The sequence below is a fragment of the Pyxidicoccus sp. M15 genome (genome assembly GCF_056858435.1).
Window position 1 is genome coordinate 4,270,830 of the sequence record NZ_CM166495.1, and the last position, 26,978, is coordinate 4,297,807.

Here is a 26,978-nt window from a genome sequence, read left to right on the forward strand (position 1 = left end):
GCCCCCATCCCTCTTATGCGCCAGGAGGCCCCCGCAACCCGTGAATTTCTCAGGGATGGAATGGCTCCGGAGAGCTCGCGTCAGGCGCCCCGGTGGTAACCGCAGTTACCAGGGGGATCGCGCCAGTTACCAGGCCACGAGGGGGGCCCTGTGACGGCGGAGACGGAAAGACGTTCAGCGCCCGGTGAGTGCCGCCGTCCGTGGCGTCGGCGGCGCTCACCTGGTGCGACCCTCGCGTCGGGGGCGTTACTCGCTCCGCTCGGCGGCCTCACGTAGCGCGCGGCGGACGACGTCGGCCTCACTGCACTTCCAGCGCTGCGCCAGTTCTTCCAAGTCCGCCCATGACTGCACGGTGTGGCGGACCAGTTGCTTCCCCACCACGCTGCCTTTCTCTGCGCGGCGCTTTTCGGGAGGGGTATCGGCGGGGTCGTGACGGGGCATGCGCTCCTCCGGCTTGCGCATGCAGGGTACACCTCTTTGCTCCAGCCCACTCCCTCAACACTCCTTCCGTCCTTGAAACGCAGGACGTCCACGATCGGAAACGCGTAGGACATTCACGGGGGCTTGCTCTTTCAGAACGCGAGCATGAGACGTAGACAAGGTTCTCAGACGCGGTCAGGAGCGCTGGTCGCCGATACGGGCGATCAACTTGCCGTTGACCGCACCTCCCAGACGGTCGAGAGCCTCGGGGACTTCCGCGAACGATATGATCTTGTCGATCGGCATGGAGATCTTCCCTTCGGAGAACAGACGACCCAGTGTGGTGATCGCGTCATCGCGCTCCTCAGCGGTGCGCACGCTGTGCAAAGCGCCGGTGACGGAGATGCCATGCGTCAGGATTTTGAACGGCTCGACCGTGGGGAAAGCCGAACCGCCGGCAAAGCCAATCAGGATATAACGTCCGCCGATGGCAATCGCGTCGAGCGCTTGGTCGGCCAATGTCGACCCGACCGTGTCATAGACGATGTCGGCGCCTTTGCCTCCGGTCAGCGCGCGGACCTGCTCGTCCAGCGAACCGGTCCCAAGGACGATGACATGGTCGGCGCCTTGCTGACGGCAGTACGCGGCTTTTTTCCCGTCGCGCACGGTGGCGATCACGGTGAGGCCCAAAGCCTTGGCGAGCTGGATCGCGGTCGAACCGGTCCCGCCTGATCCGCCAAGCACCAACAGCGACTCGCCCGGCCTTGCACGGGCGCGATTGACCAGCCCGACATAAGCGACGTGGAACGTTCCCAGGAAGGCTGCCGCCTGCTCGTCGGGCATGTCATCGGACGCCGGCACCGCGCCGTTGCCCGGGGACAGGCAATATTCCGCCAGGCCGCCCGAGCCCCTGGTGAAATTGGTGCCGCCGATCACCCGCGTGCCGATCGGAAAGGGATAGCCGCGTCCTGCCGCCTCGACGATACCGACGACCTCCTGACCCGGGGTCACCGGCGGCGTCGGCACGAGGAAATAGCGGCCTTCCAGCATCATGCGGTCAGGCAGGCCGATATTTGTCGCCAAAACCCTGAGCAGCGCCTCTCCTGGTCCTGGAACAGGAACGTCGATATCGACCAGCTTCAAGACATCACTGGGTTTGCCGAATGTCTCGGCGCGCCAAGCCTTCATTTGCAAACTCCTACACTCTGAACTGATCGCTTCGGTCCCGCTCGCCGCGACCTGGCGAGCCTGAAGGCGCTATTGTAACGGGTGGCGAACGGCGCTCCCTCAAGCGGGGGAGGCGCCGGGGCTGGCGGAGGAGAGCCCGCCTTTGCTGCGACGGTGGAGGAGACGAGGAAGGAGCGCACCCCCCGTTTGGACTCTCGCCGGCGGCTGCGCAGGACGTTCGCCCTGGATGTGTTCGCGTGCTTGAGGTGTGGAGGCAGCCGGCGCGTCTTGGCGTACGTGAAGTGAGGGGAGCGCGGCCTGGGCAGGCGTGTACCCCAAAGGGGCTCAAGCGGCCTGTCCACCGGACGGGAGCATCACTCGGGCCGCCCCGTCAGCGGCCCTCCCCGAACCTTGGCAGTATCAGGAGTGAAAGATCACATTCTCTTCGATGGGGGCCTTGCCGATCCGGTACCGATTCGCCGCCGAAGTTTCGTTAGGGTGGCCAAACGAGATGCCGAACAGCATCTTCATGGATGGCTCGATGCCGAGCAGCCCGCGGATCGTGTCGGCGTAGGTGCCGAGCATCGTCTGGGGAATGCCACCGAGCCCGTGAGCGGTGAGCGACAGCAGGAATGTCTGGCCGTACATACCAATGTCCCCAGCGACGCGCACATTGTCACCAACGGCTGGCATGAACAGCAGCGCAACATGCGGCGCGCCAAAGAATTTCAAGTTGTAGAGTGCAGCAGTCCGGCGCTCATCAGTCGCTTCGCGGGCGACCCCAATCGCCTGGTAATAGGCGGCTCCCTGCGCTTTGAGGCGCTGACCGTAAACACCAGGGTAGGGGCCGAAGCTGAAGTCGGGCGTGTGCCGCCCGGCTTCTTCGTCCGCGAGGATCGCCCTGCTCAGCGCGTCCAGTTTTGCACCGGAAACGATGTGAACCTGCCACGGTTGGGTATTGCAGTTCGATGGAGCAAGTTGCGCGTCTTCCAATACGGCGCGCATGACAGCGTCCGGCACCGGGTCGGGAAGGAAGCTGCGGACGGAATGGCGGTTGCGGATGACGTCGCGAAACAGTGAGGATTCAGGCATCTTGCATTCTCAAGCAGGGCCACGACAACGAGGGAGCATGTAAAGGATTGCGGCCTTCGCCGGAAGGTGACATGGCCCGTGTGGGGCTGGCGTAGGACGTGAGCCCGACCCGTGGTCGCCGAAGGTACGTCGAGGATCGCGTAAGGACTCACATGAACAACGTGCGATGCACGCGGATGACGAAATCGGCAGGCGGAACCTCCCTGCCAAGGTCGTAGCGTTCGCGGAACACCGCAGTCGCCAGATCGCGCCGCTTCGTCAGCCGATCCCGCTCGGCCCCGGCCAGCGCGGCCGACAGCTCACTGCGGGTGAGGTCCGTGCAATAGGCGGGTGCGCCCGGCTGAAGTCGCCACGACTCGGCGAGCGTGCCGGAATCGAACGCGTCGAACCCCGTCGCTTCGACCAGCGACATCCCGACCTTCCGATCAGGTTCGCGGTCGGCCGCGACGGGAAGCGCGATGCGGCCCGGAGCTCCCGCCGGCTGGCCCTTGTTGACGAAGGAGTCCGATATGATCGAGTTCCACGCCTTGACGATCGGCCGGCCCAGCTGCTCGGCCACCCATAGGCTCTCGACCTGACCCGCCTCGATGGCGTCGATCTTACCGTCGCGAAACGGATAGTAGTTTGAGGTGTCGATGACAACCGTATCGGCCGGCAGCCTGGCGATCAGCGGCGCGATCTGGGGAATCCGGTTCAGGGGGATCGAGATGAGCACAGCGTCGACGTCCGCCACCGTGTCCGCCGCCGAGATCGCGCGTCCGCCCAAGGCCAGCACGTCGGCCCCGATCGTCTCCGGGCCACGGGAGTTGGCTACCTTCACGTCATGTCCGGCCACACTCAACTTCTGGACCAGGGTCTTCCCGATGTGGCCAGTGCCCATGATGCCGATCTTCATTGGATGCTCTCCTGGTTGTCCTGCGGGGTTACTCGGCCGCCGGGTGCGCCAGCGCTTCCAGCGTGCGACGAAGCTCGTCGAGGCCCTGGTCGGTGAGCTGGCAGGCCGACTTGATCTTGTCGTTGATGCCCCGCACCTCGGCTTCGAGGGCGCGGCCACGGGGGGTCAGGTCGACCAGCACGCGGCGTTCGTCGGCGGGGTCGCGCGTCCGCGTGACCAGGCCGGCGGCATCGAGTCGTTTGATCAGCGGCGTGATCGTGCCCGTGTCCATGTCGAGGCGGGCCCCGAGGGCACCGACGGAAAGTGGCGCGCCATCCAGCAGCTCAAGGATCGCGAGGTACTGGGGGAAGGTCAGCCCCAGCGGCTCAAGGAAGGGCTTGTGCAGGCGCACCATCCGGTTCGCCGCGCCGTAAAGCGCGAAGGAAAGCTGTGGGCCAACGCTCGCTCGCTCGGATGCCATCGTCTAGCTCGCTATAATCTAGTGCTCTAGATGAATAACGGGCCGTGAGGGCGTGTCAAGCCGACCTCTGCGGTGGCGCGGTTACCACTGGAGGCCTTGTGGGCGGGCCGACGGTCGCCATGACGGGATGGCGAGCGGGGGACTCAGCGGGCCGCGCCGACCGCCGATGTCGGCCTGGGTCTGAATCGGCACGGGGTACCTCGGTTCTAGGTTCTGTTATGCGCTTCCAGTCGGCGTGCTTGGCGACGACGGGCTGTAGCTCGGAGACACACGCGTCGGCCACCACCACGACGACGTCCGCGCCGGCCTTGCGGGCCTCGGGGACGGCGACGGAGAGGGCCTCCTCGTAGCCGGTGACTTCCAGGCCCTCGGCGCGGCCGGACATGGCCGTGCGGACCGTCTTCTCGGAGGCCAGGCCCACCACGCCGACCTTGAGGCTATGCGCGCTCATCGACTGGACGGTCGCCTCGATCACGCTCGAGCAGCGCGAGCGCGAAATCATGGCGAAGCTGCTCTAGCCAAGGGCGGGGGCGGGTCGTGCCGCCCGGAACACGCTAGGGCACGTAGACGGTGTTGATGCCCGGCGCCGCCGGGTCGTAGAGCACGACGATGACGTCGCGGCCGGGGAGGAAGTCGAAATCGGACGCGCTGTCGAGGGAGAGAAGGCCCTCATACCGCTCGCCGCGCACGATGAAGCTCCAGCGCAGCTCCGTGGGCGGAGGCCCCTCCTTGCGCACCGGCTTTCCGTAGCCGAAGTACGTCACCCGCGCGAGAATCGGGATGCCCACGCGGGCCGCGCGAGACTCACGGTGGTTGGCCCGCATGACGAACAACAGGCCCAGGGCGCCCGCGAGAGGGAACACCAGCGGGAGCGCTCCCACGCGCCCGAGGGGATTGAGGGTGGTGCCGCGGATACGGGCCTGGTCTCCGCGCTGCTCGAGGACCACGCGCTGGCCGGGCTGAAAGCGGCCGCTCCGCTCGCAGCTGCGCCCCGCCACCGTGCCGTCCTCCGAGTGGAAGCGCGCGCAGTACACGGGATGACGGGGCTTGCGATTGCGCGTCGCCAGGTCGACGGAGTCGACGACGCCGGGGACTTCGAAGGACTTCAGGTCCAGCAGCAGGTCCCCCACGGCAAGATGGGACTCGAGGAAGGCACTCATGAGCCCACCAGCAACCAGGAAGAAGAGGCTGGCGTAGAGCATGACGCGCTGGGGGCCCGCGAAGGCGAGCACCAGGCGCCGGGCCTCCTTCGAGGGCACGCGCGGCGCTCTCGGGACGCTCGCGAGCAGGGCCCGCGCCCGCTCGACGTCCGCGGACGGCACATCGGCGAAGGTGGCTCGGTTGTTCTCGGGTGGCGCGTCGGGCAGTGGGTACGAAGACATGGACGGCCAGACTCTAAGCCGTGGCCGTCCTGCCCGAAAATCGAGCGCGCGCCGGAGAGGGTGTCAACGAACCCGAGCGGCCACAGGTCATTACCAGAAGCCGACCTCGTAGGTGAGCGTCTTGCGCTCGCCAGGCTCGAGGGTGAGCATCCATTCAATCTCACTGTGGCTGTTGACGGCCGCCAGGTCCCTGTTGCCCCAGTCTTCCAGCCGGAAGTCATCCACCTTCACGCGCCCGCCTGCCGAGACCTGCTCCACCTTTCCTCCCGTGGTCAGGCGAATCCGCAGCGGCGTGCGCTCACTGCGCGAGTTGGACAGCGAAATCGTCCCCTTCTTGCGGATGAGCGCAGTTCCGCGTCATCCACGCGAAGAAGGCCTCGACGTCGGTGGCCTTCATGTGCCGCCAGTTGGGCGTCTCGCGCTCGGGCTACTACGCCTGGGCGAAGAGGCCCGAGTCGCAGCGCAAGAAGAGCGACCGAGAGCTCACCGTGGAGGTGGCGGCCATTCACCGGGACAGCCGCGGCACCTACGGCAGTCCTCGCGTCCATGCCGAGCTGCGTGCGCGGGGCCGCGGTGTCTCCGAGAAGCGCGTGGCCCGCCTCATGCGGCAAGAGGGCCTGTCGGCGCGCAGGAAACGTCCCTTCGTGCGGACCACCGACAGCAAGCACGCCCATCCGGTCGCACCCAACGTGGTGGCTCGCGACTTCCAGCCCCCCGGTCCCGATTGCACCTGGGCCGGCGACATCACCTATATCTGGACGGCCGAGGGCTGGCTCTACCTGGCAGTCGTGCTCGACCTCTTCAGCCGCCGCGTCGTGGGCTGGAGCATGGGCGAGAGAATCGACCGGCACCTAGTCCTCGGCGCTCTCGACATGGCGCTCGCGGGGCGTGAGGCACCCGAGCTGTATCACTCCGACAGAGGCAGCCAGCGAGGACTACCGGGAGCGGCTGGCCGAGCACGGCATCACCTGCTCGATGAGCCGTAAGGGCAACTGTTGGGACAACGCGGTGGTCGAGAGCTTTTTCAGCAGCCTGAAGTGGGAGTTGGTCCACACGCGCAGCTTCCGGACGTGCGAAGAGGCGAGGCTGGCGCTGTTCGAGTACATCGAGGTGTTCTACAACCGGAAGCGCCGTCACTCCTCACTCGGCTACGTCAGCCCAGCCGAGTACGAGCGTGCGGCTGAGGTGCAGCGGCAGGCAGCGTAGTCAACCTGTCCACCGAAGCGGGTGACGCTCAGAGGCTCCGCCATGTCGTGATTCATACACCAGGCGAAGTCGGTGGCTGGATTCAACCGCTGTGTTCATTGTCTTTTGAGAAGCCCCGCCAGCCAGGCGCGGCTGTCACCAGTTCAGGGAGGCAGTGATGAGCAAGGGAAGCGGTGGTAACCAAGGCGGTGGTGGCGGTAGCCAGAGCGGCGGAAGTAAAGGCGGCGGCGGTGGTCAGGGCAGTGGTGGCGGTAGTGGCGCCGGAAGCAAGGGCGGCGGCGGAGGCAGGCCCGTCAATGCTCCCAGCACGACGGGCAAGCCGTCAGGCGGTGGCCGGGGAAACAACCCTCCCAGCAAGTGATTGAGATCGGAGCCGGCCAGGTCACTCGTTGTAATGGCTGTCGCCGAAACTCAATACGTTTGCCACGTCATCAAGTGCGTTCACCGTCCGCATGGCCCGGGCCCGATTCGTCAGCCGGGATGAGGCCAGCGCTCTTGGACATACATCCGAGGGATGTCGGCCGTCAGCGCGGATCCACGGGACCCGAAGTGGGAACGCGAGCGGGGACGAAGACGGGTAGGTAGCAGGCGCCCTTGTGTGCGTAGGCGTCCGGGTCACACCCCTTCGAGTCCGCTACCGCTGGGTGCCAGCAGCCGCCGTTGATGGGGACCTGCAACCTGCCGGGGCAGCGGCCATTGGCATCAGGCCGACGCTGCCCTGGGAGGGGCTTCGGTGGTACCTCGACGGCAATGCTCGTCCATACGGAGGGTGTCCGAGACGGAGCCACCGGAGCCGTCAGCGCCGAGTCCCCGACGGCCACGGTGCCGCCATCCTTCGCCTCCTCGCTCGACGACACCTGCTCCTTCGCTGGCTGCATCTCCATCAGAGTGCTCAGCAACCAGCCGGCTCCGAAGGCCAGTGTCACTCCCAGGCTGGTCGCCCTGGGCCAGGACCGCCGCGCGCGCGCACGTGCTCGCGGCACGGCGGGTGGGGGAGGGCGTCTCGGGGCCACGGGCCTTGGCCCCTCCCGAGCGAAGAGGAACTCATCCGCTTCGGAGGACGCCTCGTGCGCGGCCCGCTCCAGAGCCTCGGCCAGCTCGCGGGCGCTGCCTCGTGCCTCCGGGCTCCCGGAGAGCATCCGGGACACCAGGGCACTCAGCTCCGTGCAGCAGCGGGCGTTGACGGCTCGTGGCGGCCGGGGACCGGGGCCACCCACGCGCCAGATGTGGGCAGCCTCATGCCCCGGGGCCGTCGCGGGCGGGTACTCGCCAGTCACCAGCCGCCAGGCGGTGATGCCGAGGGCAAAGACGTCATCCGCTGGTCCGGGCGCGTAGGGCACTGCGGCGTCGAGGACGGCGCGCCACGCCTCCGGTGCGCGGTAGGCCGGCGTCCCGGGAGGAAACGCGCTCCAGGTCAGTCTGGCGGCGCCCGCGTAGTGCCCGGAGCCGAAGTCGGTCAGGAAGACCTGCCCGTCCACCTCGCGCACCAGCACGTTGTCTCCCTTCACGTCGCGACGTAGGCCGCAAACTGCACCGCAGGGTGCATCCGGTTCAGGAAGGGTGAGCATCACGTTTCCGGCGCATCCGCTGAGAGGCTTGCAGTTGGTGGTCATGCGTACCGTTCGCAGCCAGAGTGGGCAGCAGTACGTCGATGTCGAGCATCCCAGGGGTGGGTTCATTCGGTTGCCGCTCGAGTGGACGGACCGCTGCACTCCCACGGTGCCGCCGGTAGCCGGTGGACGGCAGGTACGTCTGAGTGCCCCCGCCTTGCTGAAACTGGCTGAAGCCGTCGAGGAGGGGCTGAAACGGTCCCTCCCTCCAGAGCCTGCTGCGCTACCAGAGCAGGAGTCTAGGTTCAATCATGCCAGTACCGCTGCTGCCCCGCGCGGATCTGTCCTGGTCGCACCTGTCCGAGGCAGCCAGAAGCCAGTTGGTGAGCGCGTGGGCCAGTCTGCTGCACAAAGTGCTGCGCGACGAGGCGGGCGCCGGAGAGCGAAGCCATGAGCGACAAGCTACAGGCCACCCACCTCGAGCGGCGGGCGGTCGTCTACCTCCGGCAGTCCACGCTCAAGCAGGTCCACGAGCACCATGAGTCCACCGCCCGGCAGTATGCCCTGAAGCAGCGCGCGCAGGAGCTTGGCTGGCCAGCCGGGCGCATTGACGTCATTGACGAAGACCTGGGACAGAGCGGCGCGGGGAGCGCCTGGCGCTTTGGCTTCCAGCGACTGGCCGAAGAGGTAGCCCACGGGCGGGTGGGTCTCATCCTCGCCCTGGAGGTGTCGCGTCTGGCGCGCTCCTCGGCGGACTGGCAGCGCCTGCTGGAGTTGTGCGCTCTGGCCGATGTCCTCATCGCGGACGAGCAGGCCGTCTACACGCCGCGAGACTACAACGACCGGCTCTTGCTGGGGCTCAAGGGCACCATGAGCGAGGCCGAGCAGTACTGGATGCGCCTGAGGCTGCAGGGCGGCAAGTTGTCCAAGGCCCGGCGCGGGGAACTCTTCCTCGTGCCCCCTGTCGGTTACCAATGGAATGAAGCAGCGCGTCGGCTCTGCCTGGACCCGGACGAGCAGGTCCAGCGCGCGGTGCGGCTGGTTTTCGAGCGCTTCCGGCTGGAGGGCAGTGCTTACGCGGTGGTGCGCTACTTCGCCGGGCATGGGCTGACGCTGCCCACGCACCAGTTGCGTGGGCGTCAGGTGCATTGGAGTCCCCCGCGCTACGACAGCGTGCTCGACATGCTCCACAACCCTCTCTACGCCGGCGCCTACGTCTACGGGCGCAAAGAGGTGCGGATGGCGCTGGTGGAGGGGCAAGTGAAGCAGCGGCACACCACCGTGCTGCCCCTGCCGTCGTGGAAGGTATGCCTTTTCGACCACCACCCGGCCTACCTCAGCTGGGAGGAGTTCATGGCCAACCAGAAGAAGCTCGAGGGCAATCGGACCCACCACCTTCCGCACCAGCATGGCGCCGCGCGAGAAGGCGCGGCCCTGCTGCAAGGCCTGGTGCTCTGTGGGCGGTGCGGCCACTCCATGGGGGTACGCTACCGGGGCGCCACGCACAGCCCCTACTACGAATGCCCCAACGCCCCTGGCTCCATGGGAGGCAAGCGGCTGTGTTGGTTGGTCGCGGCCCGAAGGATTGATGAGGCCGTCGCCCGACTCTTTCTGGAAGCGGTGCATCCTCCGGAACTCGAGCTCGGACTCGCGGTGGCGCGCGAGGTAGAACGCCAGGCCGAGCAACTGCATCAGCAATGGAAGCTGCGGCTGGAGCGCACGCGCTACGAGGCGCAGCTGGCCGAGCGCCGGTACAAGGCCGTGGACCCGGACAATCGGGTCGTCGCCCGCACTCTCGAGCATGAATGGAACGACAAGCTGCGAGAGCTGGAGGAGTTGGAGAGCCAGTACCAGCAGGAGCGGCGGCGCCAGAAGCTGGAGGTTTCCGAGCAGGACCGCGCACGCATCCTGACGCTCTCCAAGTCCTTGCCGCGGGTGTGGAGCGCGCCGAGTACGACGAACGCGGAGCGCAAGAACCTGCTGCGCATCCTGGTGCAGAAAGTCGCGCTGAGTCCCATCGAAGTGCCCAGCCGGCAGGTCCGCGTCGAGGTCGTCTGGGTGACCGGGGCCGTCACGGACTTCGCTCTGCCACGTCGCCCAGGATTCCAGACGCGGAGCAATCCCCCCGAGGCCATCGAGCTCATCCTTCAACTGTTCCAGCAGAAGAGTGACGCCCAAATCGCTGCCGAGCTCAATCAACGGGGCCTCCGCTCCGGGGCCAACCTCCCGTGGAACACGAAGACGGTGCACCGGGTGTTGAACCAGAGGGGACTCCAGCGTGCGAGCCCGGCTCCCCAGTGTGTGCGGGCACCTTCTCGCCGAGCTGATGGGCTGTATTCCGTGCACGGTGTCGCCGAGCGTTTCGGCGTTTCCGAACCCATGGTGCGTTACTGGATGGAGCGAGGCTGGCTCGAACCGACAGAGGGGGGCGGACGTGGACACGTCTGCTGGTTCAAGCTCGACCGCAAGGCGCTCAGGAGACTGAACGCTGCCAGGGCCCGTAGCTCCACCGGCTCCTCAAACCCCATGCAGCATGAGGTGCATTATGCGTAGTACGTCGCGGTGTACGCCTCCCTTCGCGTGCGTGGCCTCCAGGGCCCGCGCGAGGCTGGCGAGGACCCTGAGCACCTGTCGGGAGGTGGGCCCGTGCACTCGCGCCCACTCGTATAGCGACACGCCTTCGATGAGCTCCATGACGAAGTAGGGGTAGGAGAGGCCCGCCTCGGGCTGCCAGCTCCCGTGGTCCACGAGACTCGGGACGCTCGGGTGGCGGATGCGTGAGAGCAGCTCCACTTCCCGTGCGAAGCGCTCATTCCCGGGGTGCAGGGCCAGCTTGAGGGCCACGGGCCCCCGCGCCGCCCTCCCGATGGCGAGGTAGACGGCGCCGTAGGCTCCCTGGCCTCGCCGCTCCACCACGCGCCAGGGGCCTATCCGGGCTCCCAGGGGAAGGCGTGCCGGATTCAGGTGGCCAGGCGGCATGGTGGGGTTCGCGAGGAGGGCACGCGGTGGGCACTGCTTGCCAGGACACTACCCCACGAGTAGGTCCGAGTCAGCCTTGTCATCACCCGGAACCTGTCGCATCCCCAGCTCGCTTCCCTCTGCTCCAACATCCCGGGACTGACTGGCCAGGCCAGGCCCCCCCGGACCAGACCTGACCAGCCAGCCCCGTGGGCCTCACGCCAAGAGCCACCGGGTGGGGCCTCGCGAAAAGCCTCCGAACAACTCCCTGCCAGCGCATGGAGCCGGTGACCCGGAAAATCATGCAGAAAATCTGCAGCTCGTGTGGCTGGAGCCCCGCGAGATGGGCTCGGGCGGCGGGCTGGATGAGAACCCGCTTGAGCGCGCAGGGCAGAGAGAAGGCGCGGATTTCGTGCATCGTTTCCCGCGTCGGCGGCTCCTTCAGGGGCGCGTGGCGGAGGCTGGGTGATTGATCTGCCCCCGTTCTTCGGGCCATGCATTACGAGAATCCTGCGGTGCTTCAGAGCCAGCGGCGCGTGCGCTGCGCGTAGCGCAGGTATTGCTCACCGAACTGGGCGCGCAGCATCTCCTCTTCGAACGCGATGTACCAACGGTCGGAGATGATGACGAAGGCCACCGTCAGCAGCATCCCCGGGAGCGTTCCCAGGAAAAGGGAGAGCCCCGCGAGCGCGGCGGAGAAGCCGAGGTACATGGGGTTGCGCGTGAAGCGAAACACGCCGTCCGTGACGAGGCAGTCGGGTGCGCGGAAGGTGTAGATGTTGGTGCGCGCCCGGACGAACTGCAAGCGCGCCACGACGGTGATGGCGAGCCCCAGGGCCAGCAACGGAATGCCGAGCCAGTAGACGGGTGACGGCACGAGCTCGGGTCCGGGGAGAAAGGTGTCGAAGGCCACCATCATCCCGGCGAGAATGAGCATGAGTTGCGGAGGAAGGAGTCTTTGCATGGCGGGTCACCGTGAAGGTCGTTCGAGGCCCGGAAGTGTAGGAACCCGGCTTCCCCCCAGAAACTCGCGTTCCCCCAGGCCAGCGAAGGCGCCGGAGCTCCCTCGGAAGGAGCCGCGACAGGGCCGCTCGAAGCAGATGGTGGACATCATCCTGGAGGCGGCGGCTCGCGTTTTCGAACGCCATGGCTACGAGGAGGCCACCACCAACCACATCGCCGAGACGGCCGGCGTCAGCGTCGGCTCGGTGTACCAGTACTTCCCGAACAAGGCTGCCCTGGTGACGGCGCTGCACGAGCGGCACCTCCTGCGGATGCAGGCCATCGTGGACCGGGCCCTGGACGCTGCGCGCGGCCGGACGCTGCGCGAGTCCATCGAAGGAATCGTCGCGGCGGTGCTCCAGGCCCACCGGGAGGAGCCACGCCTGCAGCGCGTGCTCCACGTGGAGCTGCCCTTCTTCGAGCGGCCCGCCAGCGTCAGCACCTCCGCGCGGCACCTCTTCGAGCGCTCCCGGGCCCTGCTGGGCGAGCACCGCGAGCGGCTCGGCCGGCATGACCTGGACCTGGCGACCTGGATGGTGCTGAAGCTGGTCGAGTCGCTGGTGCACACGGCGGTGATGGAGCCTCCCGCCGCTGGTGAAATGGCGCTGGAAGCCGCCATCGCGGACGCCGTCGAGGGCTACCTCGTGCTCCAGCGCTGAGGCGGCGATGGGGCCCCGACGGCTTGACAGTGCCTCGTGGATTCCGTGTCCTGGGTCGAGGCGCTGGAGGCCCCTGGATGCCCCTCTCCCCGAAAGTCCTCACCCATCCACCCCTGCGCGAGTTCGCCGAGCGCGCCGTCACCTTCTTCTCCGCCGACGCGCGGTTCACGGGATTGCTCGCGGGCGGCTCGGCGATTTCCCGGAATGTCGACGCGTACTCCGACCTGGACCTCATCCTCGTCGTCCGCGAGGAGTCCCGCGCCGAGGTGCTCGCCCAGCGGCGCGACCTCGCCGAGCGGCTCGGTCCGCTCCTCTATGCCTTCACCGGGGAGCATGTCGGGGAGCCCCGGCTGTTGATCTGCCTCTATGGCAGCCCGCTCCTCCACGTCGACCTGAAGTTCATCACCCTCGCGGACCTCGCCCACCGCGTCGAGGATCCGCTCGTGCTGTGGGACCGCGATGGGAGCATGGCTGAGCACATCTCCCGGAGCACGGCGCGCTGGCCCGACCGGGAGCCCGAGTGGTTCGAGGAGCGCATCTGGGTCTGGCTGCACTATGGGGCCACGAAGCTCGGGCGGGGTGAGCTGCTCGAGGTCATCGACCTGCTCGCCGCCCTGCGGAGCATGGTGCTCGGCCCCATGGTGATGCGCCGGATGGGCGTCGACCAGCGCGGCGTGAGGCGTCTGGAGGCCCTGTCACCCGAGCTCGCCGGACGTCTGGCGACCACCCTGGGCGCGCACTCGCACGAGGCTTGTGCGACGGCGCTGCGGCAGGCGCTCCAGCTCTACCTGGAGCTTCGCGAAGACCGGCCCCCGACGAATCGCCGCCCGACGCACGAAGTCGAGGTCCAGGCGTATCTCGACAGCGTGCTCGCCAGTGTGTCGAAAACCCAGGCGACGGAGTGAGCTGGGGCGCAGGACGCCCGTCGGACATTCGTGCCCTTGTAATACCTGCTTTCCGCGTGATTCCTTAAAGCAGTGGCGGAGCCCCACCTCCGCCGACTTCTCGAGGGGAACTCATGCACGCAGTCCGAAGAAGACTCGTTCCGGCCCTGTGGGCCGGGGCGTTCGTCACGCTGTTCGCGGCTCCCGCCCAGGCGCAGTCCTTGAGAGCGGACCAGTTGTTGGAGGCTCCAGGCGCCACCAGCACGGACTGGCTTCGAGCCCTGCCGCCCGTCCCCGCCCATGAGCTGGGGCCCGTGCTGCCCTCGGCCGCGCCCTCCTCGGGGCCGGGCCTGGAGGTGGCGTATCCGAAGGTCGCGCCGTTCCAGGGGGAGGTGCAGCAGCCCATGAAGCGGGAGAAGGAGCTGCGCGTGTCGCTGCGTGAGCGTCCGTCGCGCATGGCCCTCGTCCGGCTTCCGGAAGACGACCTCGCCGGCCAGCGGGAGCGCGTGCAGCGCACCCTGGGGGCTGTCGCATGGCATGAGCTCTTCTACGGCTGGTACTTCTTCGAGTTGCCCCAGACGCTCACCCCGGCCTCGGTCCGAGGACTGCTCCAGGGCGTCAACGCGGACATCGTCTATGTCCCGGACGAGCCCCACGAGGCCGGAGTCATCTGGAACGACCCGCTCCTGTCGACGAGCGCGTCCTGGCACCAGAACCAGTGGTACCTCTACAACGTCGGGCAGCGCACCGGCATCACCGGCAGCCCCTATGACTTCGACATCGACGCCGACGAAGCCTGGGACGTGACGCTCGCCGCGCACGGCCGGGGCCAGTTCTATTTCTCCACGGTCGCGGTGGTGGACACGCAAGTCGACCTGGGGCACGCGGACATGCCGGATTTCGTCGGCGCCTGCACCCTGGCGAACGCCTGGTCCGACACGCGCTGTCTGCCGCCTGAGACCGCGCGCACGCACGGCACGGCGGTCGCGGGGCTCATCGGCGCACGTGCCGGCAATGGCTACGGAATGTCGGGAGTGAACTGGGCCGCGCGGGTCCTCGCCTTGAATGTCTCCCTGGCCTCGAATCCCGAGCGGAGCTTCGGTTACTACCAGGTCCTCAACGCCATCGACTACGCCACCCGCAACGGCGCGCACATCATCAACTATTCCGGAGGCAGCCGGAGCGTCTTCCAGAACAATGACAACGACCCCCTCTACGCGGCCATCCGTCGCGCGGGAGAGCGCGACATCCAGTTCATCGCGGCGGCGATGAATGACAATCTCAATCTGGACTGTGGAAATTCCTCCTGCCAGGTCGCTCCCGCGGGGATGACGCTCTACAACCTGTGGACGGTGGCCGCGGCGGATGACAACTTCAACCGCTCCCACTTCTTCACGGAGGCCAATGGCACCGTCCATGCCTCCAACTTCGGCGCGGTTTCCGTGGACTCCGCGGCATTCGGCAGTGATGCCTTTGCCGGCAGCGGCAGCGACCTGGTCTCCCTCTTTCCTGGCAATCAGTTCGCCCCCTTCAATGGGACCTCCGCGGCCACGCCGCTCGTCGCCGGCGTCGCCAGCCTCATCAAGAGCCTGAGGCCGCAGGCCACGCCGTACGTCTATCAATCGTGCTTCGGGTATACGATTGCTCCGCAGCTCAATGGGCTGATGCGCTACCCCGGCGTCATCAATGCGAAGCTCGCCGCCGACTGCGCGCTCACGCTCGGCGAGCAGACGCCGCCGCCCGTCTTCAATGTCGTCAGCCCGGCGCACTACGCGCGCCTCAACCAGACGCCCTACCTCACGTGGCAGGCGGCCCCGGACTTCTATGTGAACTACGACGTGTTCCTGGACGGCGCCTTCTACGGCCGCACGAGCGGCACCGCGCTGAGTCTCATGAACGTGAGCGACGGCACCCACCGCTGGTACGTGCGCGCGGTGGACTCCTACGGCAACTGGCGCAACTCCACGCATGAATACTACTTCGTGCTCGACCGGGTGCCGCCCGCCGCGCCCCTGCTCACCATGCCAGGGGACGTCCAGTACGTGAACACCCCGCGCCCCGCGCTGCGCTGGGCGCATGCCACCGACGCCAGCGGCATCTCCAGCTATCAGGTCATCATGGACGGCGTCAGCACCGGCTCCATCGGTGCCGCCGCGGGATACAACTGGCCCACCGCCCTGAGCGAGGGCCGCCACACCTGGCGGGTGGTGGCATGTGACACGCACCAGAACTGCACCACTTCCGCCACGCGAAGCTTCTACGTGGACTCCGTGGCCCCCACGTACCCCACGCTCACGAGCCCGGCCCATGCCGCCCTCATCGCCACGGAGCGCCCGACGTTCACCTGGTCCGCGTCCACGGACGCGAATTCCGTCTCGTATCGATGGAGCCTCGACTCCGGCGCGCAAGGCGTGACCACTTTCTCGACGTCCTACACACCGTCGGCGGGCCTGTCGGACGGCCTCCACTCCTGGACGGTCCAGGCCTGCGACACCGCGGGCAACTGCGCGACCACCGGCACCCGCACGTTCACGGTGGACACCTTGCCGCCTCTCGCGTTCTCGATTCAGGCTCCCGCGGAAGGTGCGCTCACCTCGGCCCGGCCGACGTTCTCCTGGGAGGCCGCGCAGGACGCCACGGGCGTCACGTATCAGCAACTGCGCATCGACGGCGGCGCCGCCATCACCCTTGGAGGGAGCGTCACTTCCTACGTCCCGGCTGCCAACCTGTCACCGGGCGTCCACTTCGTGATTGTCACCGCGTGTGACCGCTTCGACCACTGTGTGCCGTCGCCCGTCCGCTCGTTCCAGGTCGTCGGGACGCAGCCCACCGCCCCGGTGCCCCTGGCTCCCACGGGAAGCAGCCATGTCGCCACCCCTCGGCCCGAGCTCTCCTGGGCCCCCGCCACGGACGACCTGGGCATCGCGTCGTATGTCGTCGAATGGAGCGGGGGCACGCCGGTGACGCTCGCGGGAACGGTGACGCGGTACACGCCCACGGCGGACCTCGCCGAGGGCGACCACACCTGGCGGGTCACCGCCTGCGATGCCAGCGCGCAGTGCACGAGCAGCGTCTGGGCGTCCTTCTCCGTGGACCTCCAGGCGCCGACCGCGCCCTTCCTCATGGCGCCGTCTCCCGAGGAGGTCGTGTGGGAGAATCCTCTCTACATCTTCGAGTGGGTGCCCTCCTACGACGCCCAGCACTTCGTCCAATACACGGTGGTCATCGATGACCAGGAGTACGCAGTCCCCGGTTCGGACTCGGCGCTCTACCTGGAGGAGTTCCTGGACTACGGCGAGCACACCTGGTTCGTGAGGGCGTGCGACCTGGCGGGAAACTGCACGGACTCTCCCAGCCAGGTTTTCACCATCCGACCCTACATCCGATGATGCGGTGAACAGGCCGGCCGGGCGCGGCGCCGCTATCGATGGGCGCCCGCCCGGTCAGCCCTCCTTCATGCTGCGAGGACGAATTTCAAGGCTGACGACAGAGGGTCACCGTCGCGTCTGTCGTTTCCTCGGGCGCGCCGATTCCAAACTTGAATTCATACATGGTATCGGTCGGCAATTCGACCCAGGTGTCGCCGCGCGCGAGAGTGCTCAGGTTTCTATTGCCACTGGAACTCGGACCCCGACGTCCCAATAGATCATCCCAGGCAAAGACGACATTCGTCTGTGGGATGAGCACTGCGGCGCCACCCATCATCGGCCCCACTCCGCGGCCGTAACCGCTGGCGAACCTGCCATTGGGTCCACGATTCTGCTGCACAGCCTGTGAACCAGGCGCTTCCTCCCGGGCCCACGAGCCACCGCGCGCTCTCAGCCGGTAGGTGCCGCCAGGCCGCTTCGCGGTATCCCCCGCATTGACCGTCTCACAGACTTCCTCCGTGGGTCCTTGAACCCAGACCGGGCCTGGCGTCACCGAATTGCTCAGCTCGATGGGGGGAGGCGCTGGGAAGGTGAGGGGACCGCCCAGACAAAACACCCGCTCTTGAAAAGAGACCATCGTTTGGCCAAAGCCGCACTTCTTCCCGGGAAGAGAGTCGACAGGGGGGAGCTGGTAGACCGCCTGGAGGCCTTGAGGGTCGGTGAAATTGATCGGATCCCCGCCAACATATCCATAGAGGTTCTGCCCCCCTCCGTACCCGATCGGGTCCGTTTGCAGAAACCGGCCCAGCTCCGGCAGGTAGGCCCGCGCTCGATAGTTGTAGAGCCCATGCTGTAGCACGGCCTGGCCAGTGTACTGGAACGGGTCACCATTCCCGGGCCCCGGCACGCCATACTCGTCATAGATGTTGGCGAAGGGCAGCGTGCCGGCGGAGTCCGTCACCCCGATGACCGAGCCCCGCTCGTCCGCAATCTGGAAGTAGCGGGAAGCGAGGCCCGCGCTGGCGTAGGTGGTGACCGGCTGATCGAGCCCCGGGCCCGGCACATGGCGCGCCAGCATTGCGCCGCCGCTGTCGTATGCGCCGACCAGCTCCTGGCCGGCGTACTGGAATCTCACGCCGGCGGAGGCGTTGGAATAGAGGCGTGATGCCGGGTCATAGCTGTAGGTCGTTCCAGACGCGGTGGTAAGGCGGCCGGCGTCGTCAAAGGCGTAGCTGTTGCCCAGCGCCACCGTGAGGTTCTGATTGGCGTCATGGCTCACTGGGCTGGCGTTGATCGCCGTCACCTGGTTGCGGCCGTTGATGGTGTAGCTGTCCGCACCCGCCGAGGCCGCGAACACAGAGGCCGTGTTCGATGCCGTCCGTGCCGTGAGCTGGTTGGCGGGGTTCCAGGCGTACCCGAAGACCATGTCCGAACCCGACCCGGCCAGGTCGTGCGACAGGACGCTCAGCCGGCCCCAGGCGTCATAGCCGTAGCTCGTCGTCACGCCGTTGCCGCGGACGAGGCCCGTGCTCTGTCCCAGGTCGTTATAGGCGTAGATGGCCAGCACCCCCGGCCCCGAGCCCGCGCCGTTCTCGCGGATCGCCGTCACGGCGGAGTAGAGATCGCGGTCGTATTGGGCGTAGTTGTTGTCGGGCCAGGTGATGCGAGTGTGCGCCCCGGTGGCGTCGTACTGATAGCGCATGGCCCCCAGCGGCCCGGTCTCCGAGGTCAGCCGCGACAGCGGATCCCAGACGTTGGTCAGGGTCTGGCCGTTGCCGGTCGAGGTCACTGTCCGGCCCAGGTTGTCGTAGGTCAGGGCCACGTCCATCGTCCCCGGCGGGGCGTCGATGCTCGTGGGACGGTTCAGGTTGTCGTAAGCAATCGTCGTGGTCTGGCCCGCGCGGTTGCGACTGCTGACCATGTTGCCGGCGGCGTCGTACCCCGCCTCCTGATAGTCCGTCGTCGAGGTCCCGCCACCCGTGGCGTTGGGGTAGCGCAGCCTGGTCGGCCGGTCGAAGCCATCGTACTCCTGGATCGAGACATTGCCGTTGCCGTCGGTGAGTGACGCGACCCGGCCGTTCGTGGTGTAGGCCACGCCCTGGGTGATTGCCTCGGGTTGACCCAGGGCGGTCGTGGTCGTCGAGCGCCGGCCCACGGCGTCGTAGGTCGTCTGGGTGATCCGGTCGGGACCGTAGACGCCCTGGGTCGCGGCGGTGCAGGCCGACGACGACAGGCCTCCGTAGGTCCCCGGATTCATCCTCAACGCCGTGCAGGACGGCCGGCCGGCGGCGTCGTAGCTGACCTGCTGCACGCTGGCCGTGGCGCCCGCCGCCGACTGCTGGCGGGTCTCGGTCAGACGGCCATATGCGTCGTAGGCCGTGGCGGTCTGCACCAGCGGATTGAAAGCGCTCCAGTTCAGCTCGGTGTAGCCCGGCGTGGTGCCGGTCTCGGCCAGGGTCACCTGTCCGCGCGGATTGTAGGTCAGGCGCTCGGCCCGGTTCAGCCCGCCGCCGCCGCCGTCCGGATCGGGGCCGACCACCCCCACCACCTGGCGGGCGTTGTCATGGCGATACCAGGTGGTGTCGGCTGAGCCGGCCAGCGGCCCGTCGACCGTCGCGACGTCACCCTCGGCGGTGTAGGTCATGGCCGTGACCGCCATCGCCGGGCTGGCGCCCGAACCCTTGCTGACCGAGGTCGGCAGCAGATTGTTGGCCACGCCGGTCGAGCCATAGGCGACCGTGGTGAGAACCTCGTTGGCGCCGCCCGCGCAGCTGGTTCCAGTCGCGCAGGCAGAGACCTGGGTCGGCAGGCTCACCGCAGGCGCCTGGGCCACGATGGAGCCGCTGCTGTTCTTCGCATAGGCATTGAAGCTGGCATAGGTGTAGCGGATCTGGGGCCGATCGGCGCCAGGCGCGGGCGCCGGCAGGGTGACACTGAGCAGGCCGCCGTGGGTGGAATCCCAGCTGTAGTGGGTGACATTGCCTCGCGCGTCGGTCGTGCTGGTCGGCTTGTTGCACGTCACGACGCTGGTGCAGGCCGACGGATAGGTGGCGCTGGTGGTGATGTTCGCCAGGCCTGAGCCGGATTTGGGCACCCGGAGCGTCTGCGTGAGGTTGCCCCGGCCGTCATATGTGAACTGCGAGGAGTTCCCTTCCGGCATGGTCAGGCGCGTCAGACGCCCTTCGGGGTCGTGCTGATATGATGTGGTTTGACCGAGAGGATTTCGCAGGGTCGACAACCGGCGGGTCGCGAGACTGGAGACGGCGACTGTCGCGCCGGCGTTCGGGTCGGTGACCGTCGTCGTGCGATTGCCTCCGGCGTCTGCATAGGCATACGTCCAGGTGCTTCCCGCGGCGGTGACGGACTGGACACGCTGGTTGGCATCATAGGCGACCGTCAGGCTCTCCACGCTCGCACCCGGCGCCCTCACGCCCAGCAGCCTTCCGCTGCTGGCCTGGTATCGGTACGCCGACGCCCGGCCTGACTGGTCCGTTTCGGTGACTACCCGGGTCTGGCTATCCGGAAACGTCTCGGAATAGGCCATGCTCGGCCATACTCGCGTCAACGCTGCGCAAGCGGAGGCGAGAGGATCGCAGTAATCGACGGCCCCGTTCAGGCCAGTCACCTTTTTCAGCTTCAGGAACGAGGCCATCTGAAACTGGGTCTGCGGACTATTCACGTCATATTCGAACTTGAGGTGGTACCCCCGATTGTTCGTAACGGATTGCAGCCTCACGTTGGTGATGGTGGTGGGGCGAGGCCGCATCGGATCTGGCGGCAGGGTGAGCGTCGCCCTCACATAATGGAAATTGACCCGCTCGCCGTTCGGTTTGAGGACTTCGATGACGCGACCGAGGTTCGCTTCCACGCTGAGAACACCTGAGGTCGTGACCTGGAACGGAGCGAAGGTCATCCTGGTGCCGTCGCTCGCGGTGTAGACCCAGGAACTCGGGAGTTTGACCAGGGACTGTCCCCGGGGCGACAGCGGCGTGTAGGTCGTTCCCGAAATCGAGAATGCATCCGAAAGCGCCCCGAGGCTCATCACGACGACGGACGAGTCTCCATTCAGGGTGCCTGTGAAGTTGTCACGCCATCCGCGGCCGAGAACGCTCCGCTTGTACTCGAAGCCGCCCTGGCCCGGCTGGCCAATGGCAAGTTCATTGGTGCCGATGTTCAGGGTTCCCTGGACGAGGTCCACGCCTCGCTCATCCAGCGTGTATTCAGTCGGGGGAGGGGGGCCTAGAATATCCTGGGCCTGGGCGGCGCCTGCCGCAGCCAGGGCGCAGGAGATCGCGACGAGCGCGGAGCTCGCCTTCAGAATGGTTCTCATGGGTATGTCCTGGACCTGGGGTGAACGACCTTCGGCGCGGCTTTCAACGGTCACCGTCGGCGGGGCCTGATTGTTGGGTGCTCTCGGGGGAGGCCGTCGACGGTCCACGCTCGGACGCTGGAGCGGGCGTGAGGGCTGGCTGGGAATGGGTCACCGTCGTCGTCCGCGCCGTGCGGTTGTTGGCGTCGTCGAGCGTGTAGAGGGTCGTGGTCGTCGTTCCGTCCCCGGACGTGGCGACCGAGACCAGCCGTCCGTTGGCGTCATAGGTATAGGTCTGGGTTACCTGTGCCGATGCGGGCGCGGCGAGCGCGGTGAGCGCTAGAGCGGAAGCAAATACGAATACGTTCATGCGACACTTCCTGTGGTTGTATCCTTCGCGCAAATGGCGAAGCGGTTAAGCTACAGGATCGTGACGTCATTATTGGTCGTAGGAACGACCATCGATGGGAAAAGCCCAGCTCGACGTATCGTCAACGCTGGGGCAGGTTCGCTGCTTCCTGGCCGGGTGCCTCGTCGAAACGCGCTCCCCGTCGCCAAGACCGACAGTTCCGCGCGTCGCTGCCTGGACCTTCAGTCGCGGTGAAACTCGCCCGGAACCTTCGATGTATTGAAAGCCCTGGAGTTTCGATGACGCAAGGCGATGCTCCAGGGCTTTTGCTTTTCTCGCGGTGCTGGCCGGAGTCACCGGGAAGCGCGGGACGTACTACCCCCGCCGGCGGTGGGCAGTCGGGCGGCAGCACCTCGAGGACGCCGATGCTCTCGTCGCGGACGCCCAGCCACTCGCTTCTAGCGCAGCGCCGCGAGGGCCGCGCCGACCTTCGCCACCGTCACCGACACGGGCGTCGTCACCTCCGGAGCGAAGATGGCCACGCGGAACTCCTCGAAGGCCCACCGCAGCTCCTGCGCCGCCTCCTGGCCATGCACGGTGGCGCGCCTGGCGAGGAAGGTCTCCCGCAAGGGGGTGAAGGGCTCGGCCTTCCCTGCGTCCTTGCCGGGGTTCGCCACCGCACGCGACAGCCGTGCCTGGGCCGTGCGGAGGTAGCGCGGGTAGTTCAGCAGGCGCCCGAAGGGAATCCACTCGATGAGATTCCCGGGGAACAGGTGCCCGAGCGCGGGTCGTAGCGCGACAGGCGCGCCACCCCCGTGTCCACGACGTACACGATGCCCGGGATGGTGACGGACGTCTCCGCGACGTTGGTGACGAGGATGGCCCGGCGCTCGGGGATGGTGGCGAAGACGCGCGACTGCTCGGCGGCCGACAGGCGCGCATACAGGGGCTGCACCACCGTGCCGCGGAACTCGCGCGCGCTCAAGGCATCCTCGGCCTCGCGGATTTCCCGCTCCCTGGGGAGGAACACGAGGACGTCCCCGTCCGGGTCGAGCGGGAGCACGTTCGCCACCGCATCGGCGACGGATTCGGCGAGCTCGTCGTCCTCGGGGGGCGGCTCGTAGAGCACGTCCACCGGGAAGGTGCGGCCCTCCACCTGGATGACCGGGGCGCCCCCGAAGAACCGCGAGCAGCGCTCGGTCTCGATGGTGGCCGAGCTCACCACCACCTTGAGGTCGGGGCGCCTGGGGAGGATGCGCTTGAGCCGCCCGAGCAGGAAGTCGATGGTGAGGCTGCGCTCGTGGGCCTCGTCGAGCACGATGATGTCCTCCACCCGGCTCGAGCTGGGGAGTTCGGGAGGGAAGTGCAGGGTGGGCAAGCCGTCGGGGTGGGGAGGGGTGAGTCGCCGGACATGGCAGCATGGCCTGGCACCGAAGTGCACGCGCTGCCCCTGACGAAGCGTGTGGGCGCCTGCGCGCCCGGCGTTCCTGGAGGGAAGTGTCTCCGACGGGAGTCGAACCCGTCGGGGCGCTCGGATGTCCGCGGCCCTCGAGGCTCGCGAGGACACGGCTTTCGCGGCTACGCGGCGGGCTTCTCCTTGTGGGAGCGCCAGATGAACGAATAGACATCCATCAGGTCCCGCGGCGTGTGCCCGGCGGCCACGAGCCGCTCCGACGTCTTCCGCGCGACGTCCAGGAAGCGCTCGTAGTTGGGGCCGGTGACGGACGCGTGCTTGTCCGCCGTGAGGTTCAGGATGAGCGCCTGCTGTTCGAAGACGGTGGGCTTCACGAAGGTGTGCTGCGCGGGGGCGTACAGCGCCTGCAGCAGCGTGGCCAGGGGCCAGGTGACCTTGCGGCCCTGTCCCGACGCGTCCTGGATGCGGACCGAGCCCGCGAACTTCTCGAAGCGCGGCCCGTATTCGCCTTCGCCGTGCAGCAGCTCGCCCAGCGCCGCCACGAACCCAGCCCGGTCCTCCTCCTTCATGGAGGCGAAGGGAATCTGGCCCTCGATGGGGAACACGAGGTTCGTGAAGCCCAGCAGCTTCTTGGAGACCTCGAAGGTCGCCTCCGGCGTGGCGCTCGCCAGCTGCTCGGGCGACAGCTGCGCCTGGGCGAGCTTGATGGCCGCCGTCTTGTACCCCTTCTTGCCCTTGGCCTCGGGGGCGCCTCGCTCCTCGGAGACGAACTTCTCGCCCTCGAAGCCGCCGGGGAAGAAGGTCTCGAACCAGCGCACCTGGGCGTCGAAGGAGGGGAAGGCCGCGACGAGGGCGCGCGCCATCTTCGCCTTGGTGGGCTTCTTCGCCGCGCCGCCGTGTGGGTGCTTCCCGCGCAGCCGGGCGTCCACCGCTCGGGCCTCGTCCTCGCCCAGCGTGGCGGCCTCGAGGCCCTTCACCTGGGCCTTGACGAAGACGCGCCGCCCTCCGTGCTCGAAGAAGAGGGTGAGCTTGCCGTCCTTGTCGTCCAGCAGGGTCGCGCGACCCCAGGCAGGTTGGCTCTGGAGCGTGAAGAGGGTCGGGGCGGCAGCGGCGCGCATGTGGGTCTTTCAGGGGCTGCCGTCCGCGTCCGCTCGTCGCGGTGGCGCTCTTCGGCAGGGCCCCGGAGTGGCGGGAATGAACCAGGATACGCCAGGGACGGCATGACGTGTTGGACGACTTCGCCCGAACGCCTCGGCCCGGGGGCTCGAACCGCTGGCTCCGGGGCGGGCAGTCATGCCCAGCGGTTGCGCCTGGTCGGCGCCCCTCCCACACCGCCGCTTCACTCGTGAACCGCTGCGGCGTTGTCGCGCTATCTCCTCCGCAGCCGCGCGCGAAGCAGGTCCACCAGGGCGAGAAGATTGAGGGAGTCAAAGTAGCAAATCATTGCGTTTCCGCTCCTCGAGGGGGCGGCCCGTCCCGCGCTCACGTCGTGGCGGCGAGCGGTCTCCCTCAAGTGGAAGGAGGCAACGAGGTGGCAAACAATGCAGGAAATCCGCGTCTGCACTGCCGGTGCGTCGCTGGATGGACGCTGGACGCGGGCAATCGCAACGGCGTCTCCCGGCCCATGGCAATGAAGGGGGCCCAGGAGTGGGGGCACGCGATGACGAGGCTCGGCACGCGCCAACGCCCCGCGGACAAAATTCCGTGCATGATTCTTCCGCCCCCGGGCTCTCTACCGTTGCGGGCCACCTGTCAGGCCCGGTGAAGCCACCGGAGAGAAAGCGATGAAGAAGTCCCTGCTGGTCTGCCTGTTCCTTCAGTTCCCCGCGGTGGCTTGCGCCACCGCTTCCAACACGGCTCCCGCCACCCCGAAGCCCGCGGCCTCCCGGCCCGCTGGCATCGTGTCCGACGCCGAACGCTATGCGCGCCGGTGTCAGTCCCAGTCCGCCCACCGCATCGGCAGGCCCCAGGGGACGATGCTGTGGGGCACCAAGCGGGACTGGAACACCGAGAAGGTGGCACCGGAGCTCAGCAGCGTGCTCGTCTCGGCCGACCTCGCGCCCCTGCGCCAGGCGGTGGACGGGGTGAAGGCCCTGCGGCTCGAGGGAGGGCACCTGGTGGCTTCTTCCGGCCCGGAGGCGGGGGCGGCCCCCGGCGGCGTCGTCGGCACCGTGCTCCAGGGCACCTCCAGCGACGGCAAGCCCGTGGAGGTGGCCATCTGCGGCGCCGAGCCCTCTCCCGAGGACTCCGGCATGGTCTTCTACCGCATCGAGGCCTGGAACGCGGTGGCCCAGGAGTGGGAGAACCCCTGCGTCGCCGTGGACCGCGTGCCGGACCCCCGCGCCCTCGCGGTGGGCGGTGTCTGGGACGCCAGCGGCGCCCACCAGAAGACCCCGGGCAAGCTCACCTTCGCCTGTGAGACTGGCGCCATCACCAAGTGCGCCACCTGGGGCTACAAGCCCTGGGCCAGCCGCGACGGGAAGCCGATGGCCGACCTGCATCAGGCCTGCACCCGCATGGCGCGCGCGGACTATTGCGGCAACGGCCAGAGCCACACGCACCAGAACACCGTCATCGACCTCTATGACCGCTTCGGCATGGTCGAGCGGGGGGAGTGGGACCCGGCGAAGGCCTCCTTCGAGGCGGCATGGGCGCCCGACGGGGCCACCTGCCTGGCCCGCACCCGTGACGGCCGCGCGGTGGAGACCGTCCTCAAGGAGTGCCCCAACCGGTTCCAGACGGGCGCGGCAGTCGAACTGGGCGTGGGGGAGCGCTGCACGATGCGCCGCGCGGACGTGAGTCCCGCCAGCGCGTTGCTGCGCAACCTGACGTTCGCGGCCCCGAACCGCTAGCCGTCCGTGGGAGGGGGCACCACGCCCTTCTCCGCCAGAAGCTGGCTGATGTTCACGTCCAGCTGACTGCCGACGAACGCCAGGAAGCTCTTGAAGCCCGGGGTGGACAGTCCCAGCCGCGCCTGAAGGCGGCTCCGGGTCTCCTCGTAGACATGCTGCCGTGCACTCTTCAGCCAGCGAGAGACGGTCGATTGATCGACGCGAAAGAGCGGGGCCATTTCATACGTCGAGAGCCCGTCGGCGAAGCGCAGGCGCAGCAGGTAGCGCTCATGGGCCGAGAGCGTGGCGGCCGCTTCGCGCAAGGCCTGCCGGAACTCGGCTCCGTGGCGGCGCTTCATGACATCTATCTCCGGGTCAATCCCTTGCCCCGGTATCGCCCCGATGATCTCCTCCGCGCTGTCATCCGGCCCGCGCTTCTCGGCGGCCCGCAGCTTGCTGGCGACGCGTCCGGCGATGACCTGCACCCAGCTCAGCAGCGCGCCGCTTCCCGTGTAGTCTCCAATCTTCGGTGCACCCTCGGGCGTGGCGACCAGGAGCTTCACGCGGGTTATCTGGCAGGCGTCATCAATCAACGCGCCAGGTTGCTTGAGACTCCGGAGCAGACCCGGCAGCCGGGCCAGGTGGGTCCGCTCGAAAGCCTCATGGGCGGAGGGCATTCCCTGAAGACACGCACACGCGAGATAGAGGTCGGACAAGGCCAGCCTGGCGACGAGCGGTGCGATGGGGCTATCGGGACTCACCTTGGTCAGCCGCTCGGCGAGGTGGCGCACGAACTGTGTGGCGGGGAGTGTAATGGTCGGCCACTGCGCGTGGGCCTGCTCCCAGGCGCGGGCCAGCAGCGCGTCGAGGGCCGCGGACTCCTGCTCCGTGAGGGGCGCGAAGCGCGTCGGGGTATGCGCGAGAAACGTCGCGACCAGCTCGGGTGCCTTTTCCATGTGGAGCCCCATACTACGGGGCTCGTTCCACGCTTCAATGTGTGCCATTGAATGGCCGCCACCCCATCGCCCACGT

At 67.6% G+C, this 26,978-nt stretch carries 22 protein-coding genes and 1 pseudogene; 6 read left to right on the forward strand and 17 right to left on the reverse strand.

Going from position 1 to position 26,978, the window contains the following annotated elements:
- Window positions 1-246 precede the first annotated feature (246 nt).
- The 8 genes from ACX9TP_RS16105 to ACX9TP_RS16140 form a co-directional block, all read right to left on the reverse strand.
- A complete protein-coding gene (locus tag ACX9TP_RS16105; protein WP_482980605.1) occupies window positions 247-462 on the reverse strand; it encodes a ribbon-helix-helix domain-containing protein in 216 nt (71 codons plus the stop codon).
- A 153-nt stretch (window positions 463-615) separates the two neighbouring features.
- Complete coding sequence (locus ACX9TP_RS16110; RefSeq protein WP_482980606.1) at window positions 616-1,608, reverse strand: quinone oxidoreductase family protein; 993 nt, start codon at window positions 1,606-1,608, stop codon at window positions 616-618.
- 399 nt (window positions 1,609-2,007) lie between these two features.
- On the reverse strand, window positions 2,008-2,679 hold the full coding sequence (locus ACX9TP_RS16115) for a nitroreductase (RefSeq protein ID WP_482980607.1): 672 nt from the start codon (window positions 2,677-2,679) through the stop codon (window positions 2,008-2,010).
- 148 nt (window positions 2,680-2,827) lie between these two features.
- A complete protein-coding gene (locus ACX9TP_RS16120; RefSeq protein WP_482980608.1) occupies window positions 2,828-3,574 on the reverse strand; it encodes an NADPH-dependent F420 reductase in 747 nt (248 codons plus the stop codon).
- 28 nt (window positions 3,575-3,602) lie between these two features.
- Window positions 3,603-4,034, reverse strand: coding sequence for a MarR family winged helix-turn-helix transcriptional regulator (locus tag ACX9TP_RS16125; RefSeq protein WP_482980609.1), 432 nt, complete (start codon window positions 4,032-4,034; stop codon window positions 3,603-3,605).
- A 55-nt stretch (window positions 4,035-4,089) separates the two neighbouring features.
- A complete protein-coding gene (locus ACX9TP_RS16130) occupies window positions 4,090-4,536 on the reverse strand; it encodes a hypothetical protein (protein WP_482980610.1) in 447 nt (148 codons plus the stop codon).
- Between the two features lie 52 nt (window positions 4,537-4,588).
- A complete protein-coding gene (locus ACX9TP_RS16135) occupies window positions 4,589-5,416 on the reverse strand; it encodes a hypothetical protein (protein ID WP_482980611.1) in 828 nt (275 codons plus the stop codon).
- 90 nt (window positions 5,417-5,506) lie between these two features.
- Window positions 5,507-5,674: a hypothetical protein gene (locus ACX9TP_RS16140; RefSeq protein WP_482980612.1), complete on the reverse strand. Its 168-nt coding sequence runs from the start codon at window positions 5,672-5,674 to the stop codon at window positions 5,507-5,509.
- 89 nt (window positions 5,675-5,763) lie between these two features.
- Between ACX9TP_RS16140 and ACX9TP_RS16145 the strand changes: the two are divergent.
- Window positions 5,764-6,622: pseudogene (locus tag ACX9TP_RS16145) on the forward strand (IS3 family transposase); the annotation flags it as partial.
- Window positions 6,623-7,146: 524 nt separating this feature from the next.
- On the opposite strand, the gene ACX9TP_RS16150 reads toward ACX9TP_RS16145, so the two are convergent.
- Window positions 7,147-8,130, reverse strand: coding sequence for a protein kinase domain-containing protein (locus ACX9TP_RS16150; RefSeq protein WP_482980613.1), 984 nt, complete (start codon window positions 8,128-8,130; stop codon window positions 7,147-7,149).
- 492 nt (window positions 8,131-8,622) lie between these two features.
- Here ACX9TP_RS16150 and ACX9TP_RS16155 point away from each other — a divergent pair, with 492 nt between their 5' ends.
- Entirely contained in the window at window positions 8,623-10,725 is a 2,103-nt protein-coding gene (locus ACX9TP_RS16155; protein WP_482980614.1) for a recombinase family protein, read from the forward strand.
- On the opposite strand, the gene ACX9TP_RS16160 is transcribed toward ACX9TP_RS16155, so the two are convergent.
- Both ACX9TP_RS16160 and ACX9TP_RS16165 read right to left on the reverse strand, forming a co-directional pair.
- Window positions 10,690-11,151 (reverse strand): protein kinase domain-containing protein, encoded by a 462-nt coding sequence (locus tag ACX9TP_RS16160; RefSeq protein WP_482980615.1) that lies wholly within the window; start codon window positions 11,149-11,151, stop codon window positions 10,690-10,692. The genes ACX9TP_RS16155 and ACX9TP_RS16160 overlap by 36 nt on opposite strands.
- Before the next feature lie 499 nt (window positions 11,152-11,650).
- A complete protein-coding gene (locus ACX9TP_RS16165; RefSeq protein WP_482980616.1) occupies window positions 11,651-12,094 on the reverse strand; it encodes a methyltransferase family protein in 444 nt (147 codons plus the stop codon).
- Between the two features lie 136 nt (window positions 12,095-12,230).
- Between ACX9TP_RS16165 and ACX9TP_RS16170 the strand changes: the two genes are divergently transcribed.
- The 3 genes from ACX9TP_RS16170 (at window position 12,231) to ACX9TP_RS16180 (ending at window position 17,064) form a co-directional block, all read left to right on the forward strand.
- Window positions 12,231-12,791 (forward strand): TetR/AcrR family transcriptional regulator, encoded by a 561-nt coding sequence (locus tag ACX9TP_RS16170; protein WP_482980617.1) that lies wholly within the window; start codon window positions 12,231-12,233, stop codon window positions 12,789-12,791.
- Window positions 12,792-12,868: 77 nt separating this feature from the next.
- A complete protein-coding gene (locus tag ACX9TP_RS16175; protein ID WP_482980618.1) occupies window positions 12,869-13,696 on the forward strand; it encodes a hypothetical protein in 828 nt (275 codons plus the stop codon).
- A 113-nt stretch (window positions 13,697-13,809) separates the two neighbouring features.
- Window positions 13,810-17,064 (forward strand): S8 family serine peptidase, encoded by a 3,255-nt coding sequence (locus ACX9TP_RS16180; protein WP_482980619.1) that lies wholly within the window; start codon window positions 13,810-13,812, stop codon window positions 17,062-17,064.
- A gap of 85 nt (window positions 17,065-17,149) precedes the next feature.
- Here ACX9TP_RS16180 and ACX9TP_RS16185 read toward each other — a convergent pair whose 3' ends face one another.
- The 5 genes from ACX9TP_RS16185 to ACX9TP_RS16205 form a co-directional block, all read right to left on the reverse strand.
- Window positions 17,150-21,373, reverse strand: a complete 4,224-nt coding sequence (locus tag ACX9TP_RS16185; protein WP_482980620.1) for an RHS repeat domain-containing protein — start codon at window positions 21,371-21,373, stop codon at window positions 17,150-17,152.
- Between the two features lie 43 nt (window positions 21,374-21,416).
- Window positions 21,417-21,722 carry a hypothetical protein gene (locus tag ACX9TP_RS16190; protein WP_482980621.1) on the reverse strand — a complete coding sequence of 102 codons (306 nt, stop codon included), beginning with the start codon at window positions 21,720-21,722 and terminating at the stop codon, window positions 21,417-21,419.
- Between the two features lie 437 nt (window positions 21,723-22,159).
- Window positions 22,160-22,474: a DUF3418 domain-containing protein gene (locus tag ACX9TP_RS16195; RefSeq protein WP_482982183.1), complete on the reverse strand. Its 315-nt coding sequence runs from the start codon at window positions 22,472-22,474 to the stop codon at window positions 22,160-22,162.
- Window positions 22,426-23,034, reverse strand: a complete 609-nt coding sequence (locus ACX9TP_RS16200) for a helicase-related protein (protein WP_482980622.1) — start codon at window positions 23,032-23,034, stop codon at window positions 22,426-22,428. The genes ACX9TP_RS16195 and ACX9TP_RS16200 overlap by 49 nt, the downstream gene beginning before the upstream one ends.
- A 245-nt stretch (window positions 23,035-23,279) precedes the next feature.
- Window positions 23,280-24,233, reverse strand: a complete 954-nt coding sequence (locus ACX9TP_RS16205; protein WP_482980623.1) for a hypothetical protein — start codon at window positions 24,231-24,233, stop codon at window positions 23,280-23,282.
- A gap of 666 nt (window positions 24,234-24,899) precedes the next feature.
- On the opposite strand from ACX9TP_RS16205, the gene ACX9TP_RS16210 reads away from it, so the two are divergent.
- Window positions 24,900-25,967, forward strand: a complete 1,068-nt coding sequence (locus tag ACX9TP_RS16210; protein ID WP_482980624.1) for an ADYC domain-containing protein — start codon at window positions 24,900-24,902, stop codon at window positions 25,965-25,967.
- Here ACX9TP_RS16210 and ACX9TP_RS16215 read toward each other — a convergent pair.
- Complete coding sequence (locus tag ACX9TP_RS16215; protein WP_482980625.1) at window positions 25,964-26,902, reverse strand: sigma-70 family RNA polymerase sigma factor; 939 nt, start codon at window positions 26,900-26,902, stop codon at window positions 25,964-25,966. The two genes, ACX9TP_RS16210 and ACX9TP_RS16215, sit on opposite strands and share 4 nt — an antisense overlap.
- Between the last annotated feature and the right edge of the window lie 76 nt (window positions 26,903-26,978).

Bases quoted from the DNA above. Each gene is read 5' to 3' on its own strand.
- ACX9TP_RS16130 (WP_482980610.1), bottom strand. From the start codon at position 4,536: ATGATTTCGCGCTCGCGCTGCTCGAGCGTGATCGAGGCGACCGTCCAG.
- ACX9TP_RS16155 (WP_482980614.1), top strand. From the start codon at position 8,623: ATGAGCGACAAGCTACAGGCCACCCACCTCGAGCGGCGGGCGGTCGTC.
- ACX9TP_RS16205 (WP_482980623.1), bottom strand. From the start codon at position 24,233: ATGCGCGCCGCTGCCGCCCCGACCCTCTTCACGCTCCAGAGCCAACCT.
- ACX9TP_RS16115 (WP_482980607.1), bottom strand. From the start codon at position 2,679: ATGCCTGAATCCTCACTGTTTCGCGACGTCATCCGCAACCGCCATTCC.
- ACX9TP_RS16185 (WP_482980620.1), bottom strand. From the start codon at position 21,373: ATGAGAACCATTCTGAAGGCGAGCTCCGCGCTCGTCGCGATCTCCTGC.
- ACX9TP_RS16160 (WP_482980615.1), bottom strand. From the start codon at position 11,151: ATGCCGCCTGGCCACCTGAATCCGGCACGCCTTCCCCTGGGAGCCCGG.
- ACX9TP_RS16180 (WP_482980619.1), top strand. From the start codon at position 13,810: ATGCACGCAGTCCGAAGAAGACTCGTTCCGGCCCTGTGGGCCGGGGCG.
- ACX9TP_RS16120 (WP_482980608.1), bottom strand. From the start codon at position 3,574: ATGAAGATCGGCATCATGGGCACTGGCCACATCGGGAAGACCCTGGTC.
- ACX9TP_RS16135 (WP_482980611.1), bottom strand. From the start codon at position 5,416: ATGTCTTCGTACCCACTGCCCGACGCGCCACCCGAGAACAACCGAGCC.
- ACX9TP_RS16170 (WP_482980617.1), top strand. From the start codon at position 12,231: ATGGTGGACATCATCCTGGAGGCGGCGGCTCGCGTTTTCGAACGCCAT.
- ACX9TP_RS16175 (WP_482980618.1), top strand. From the start codon at position 12,869: ATGCCCCTCTCCCCGAAAGTCCTCACCCATCCACCCCTGCGCGAGTTC.
- ACX9TP_RS16210 (WP_482980624.1), top strand. From the start codon at position 24,900: ATGAAGAAGTCCCTGCTGGTCTGCCTGTTCCTTCAGTTCCCCGCGGTG.
- ACX9TP_RS16125 (WP_482980609.1), bottom strand. From the start codon at position 4,034: ATGGCATCCGAGCGAGCGAGCGTTGGCCCACAGCTTTCCTTCGCGCTT.
- ACX9TP_RS16110 (WP_482980606.1), bottom strand. From the start codon at position 1,608: ATGAAGGCTTGGCGCGCCGAGACATTCGGCAAACCCAGTGATGTCTTG.
- ACX9TP_RS16215 (WP_482980625.1), bottom strand. From the start codon at position 26,902: ATGGAAAAGGCACCCGAGCTGGTCGCGACGTTTCTCGCGCATACCCCG.
- ACX9TP_RS16105 (WP_482980605.1), bottom strand. From the start codon at position 462: ATGCGCAAGCCGGAGGAGCGCATGCCCCGTCACGACCCCGCCGATACC.
- ACX9TP_RS16190 (WP_482980621.1), bottom strand. From the start codon at position 21,722: ATGAACGTATTCGTATTTGCTTCCGCTCTAGCGCTCACCGCGCTCGCC.
- ACX9TP_RS16165 (WP_482980616.1), bottom strand. From the start codon at position 12,094: ATGCAAAGACTCCTTCCTCCGCAACTCATGCTCATTCTCGCCGGGATG.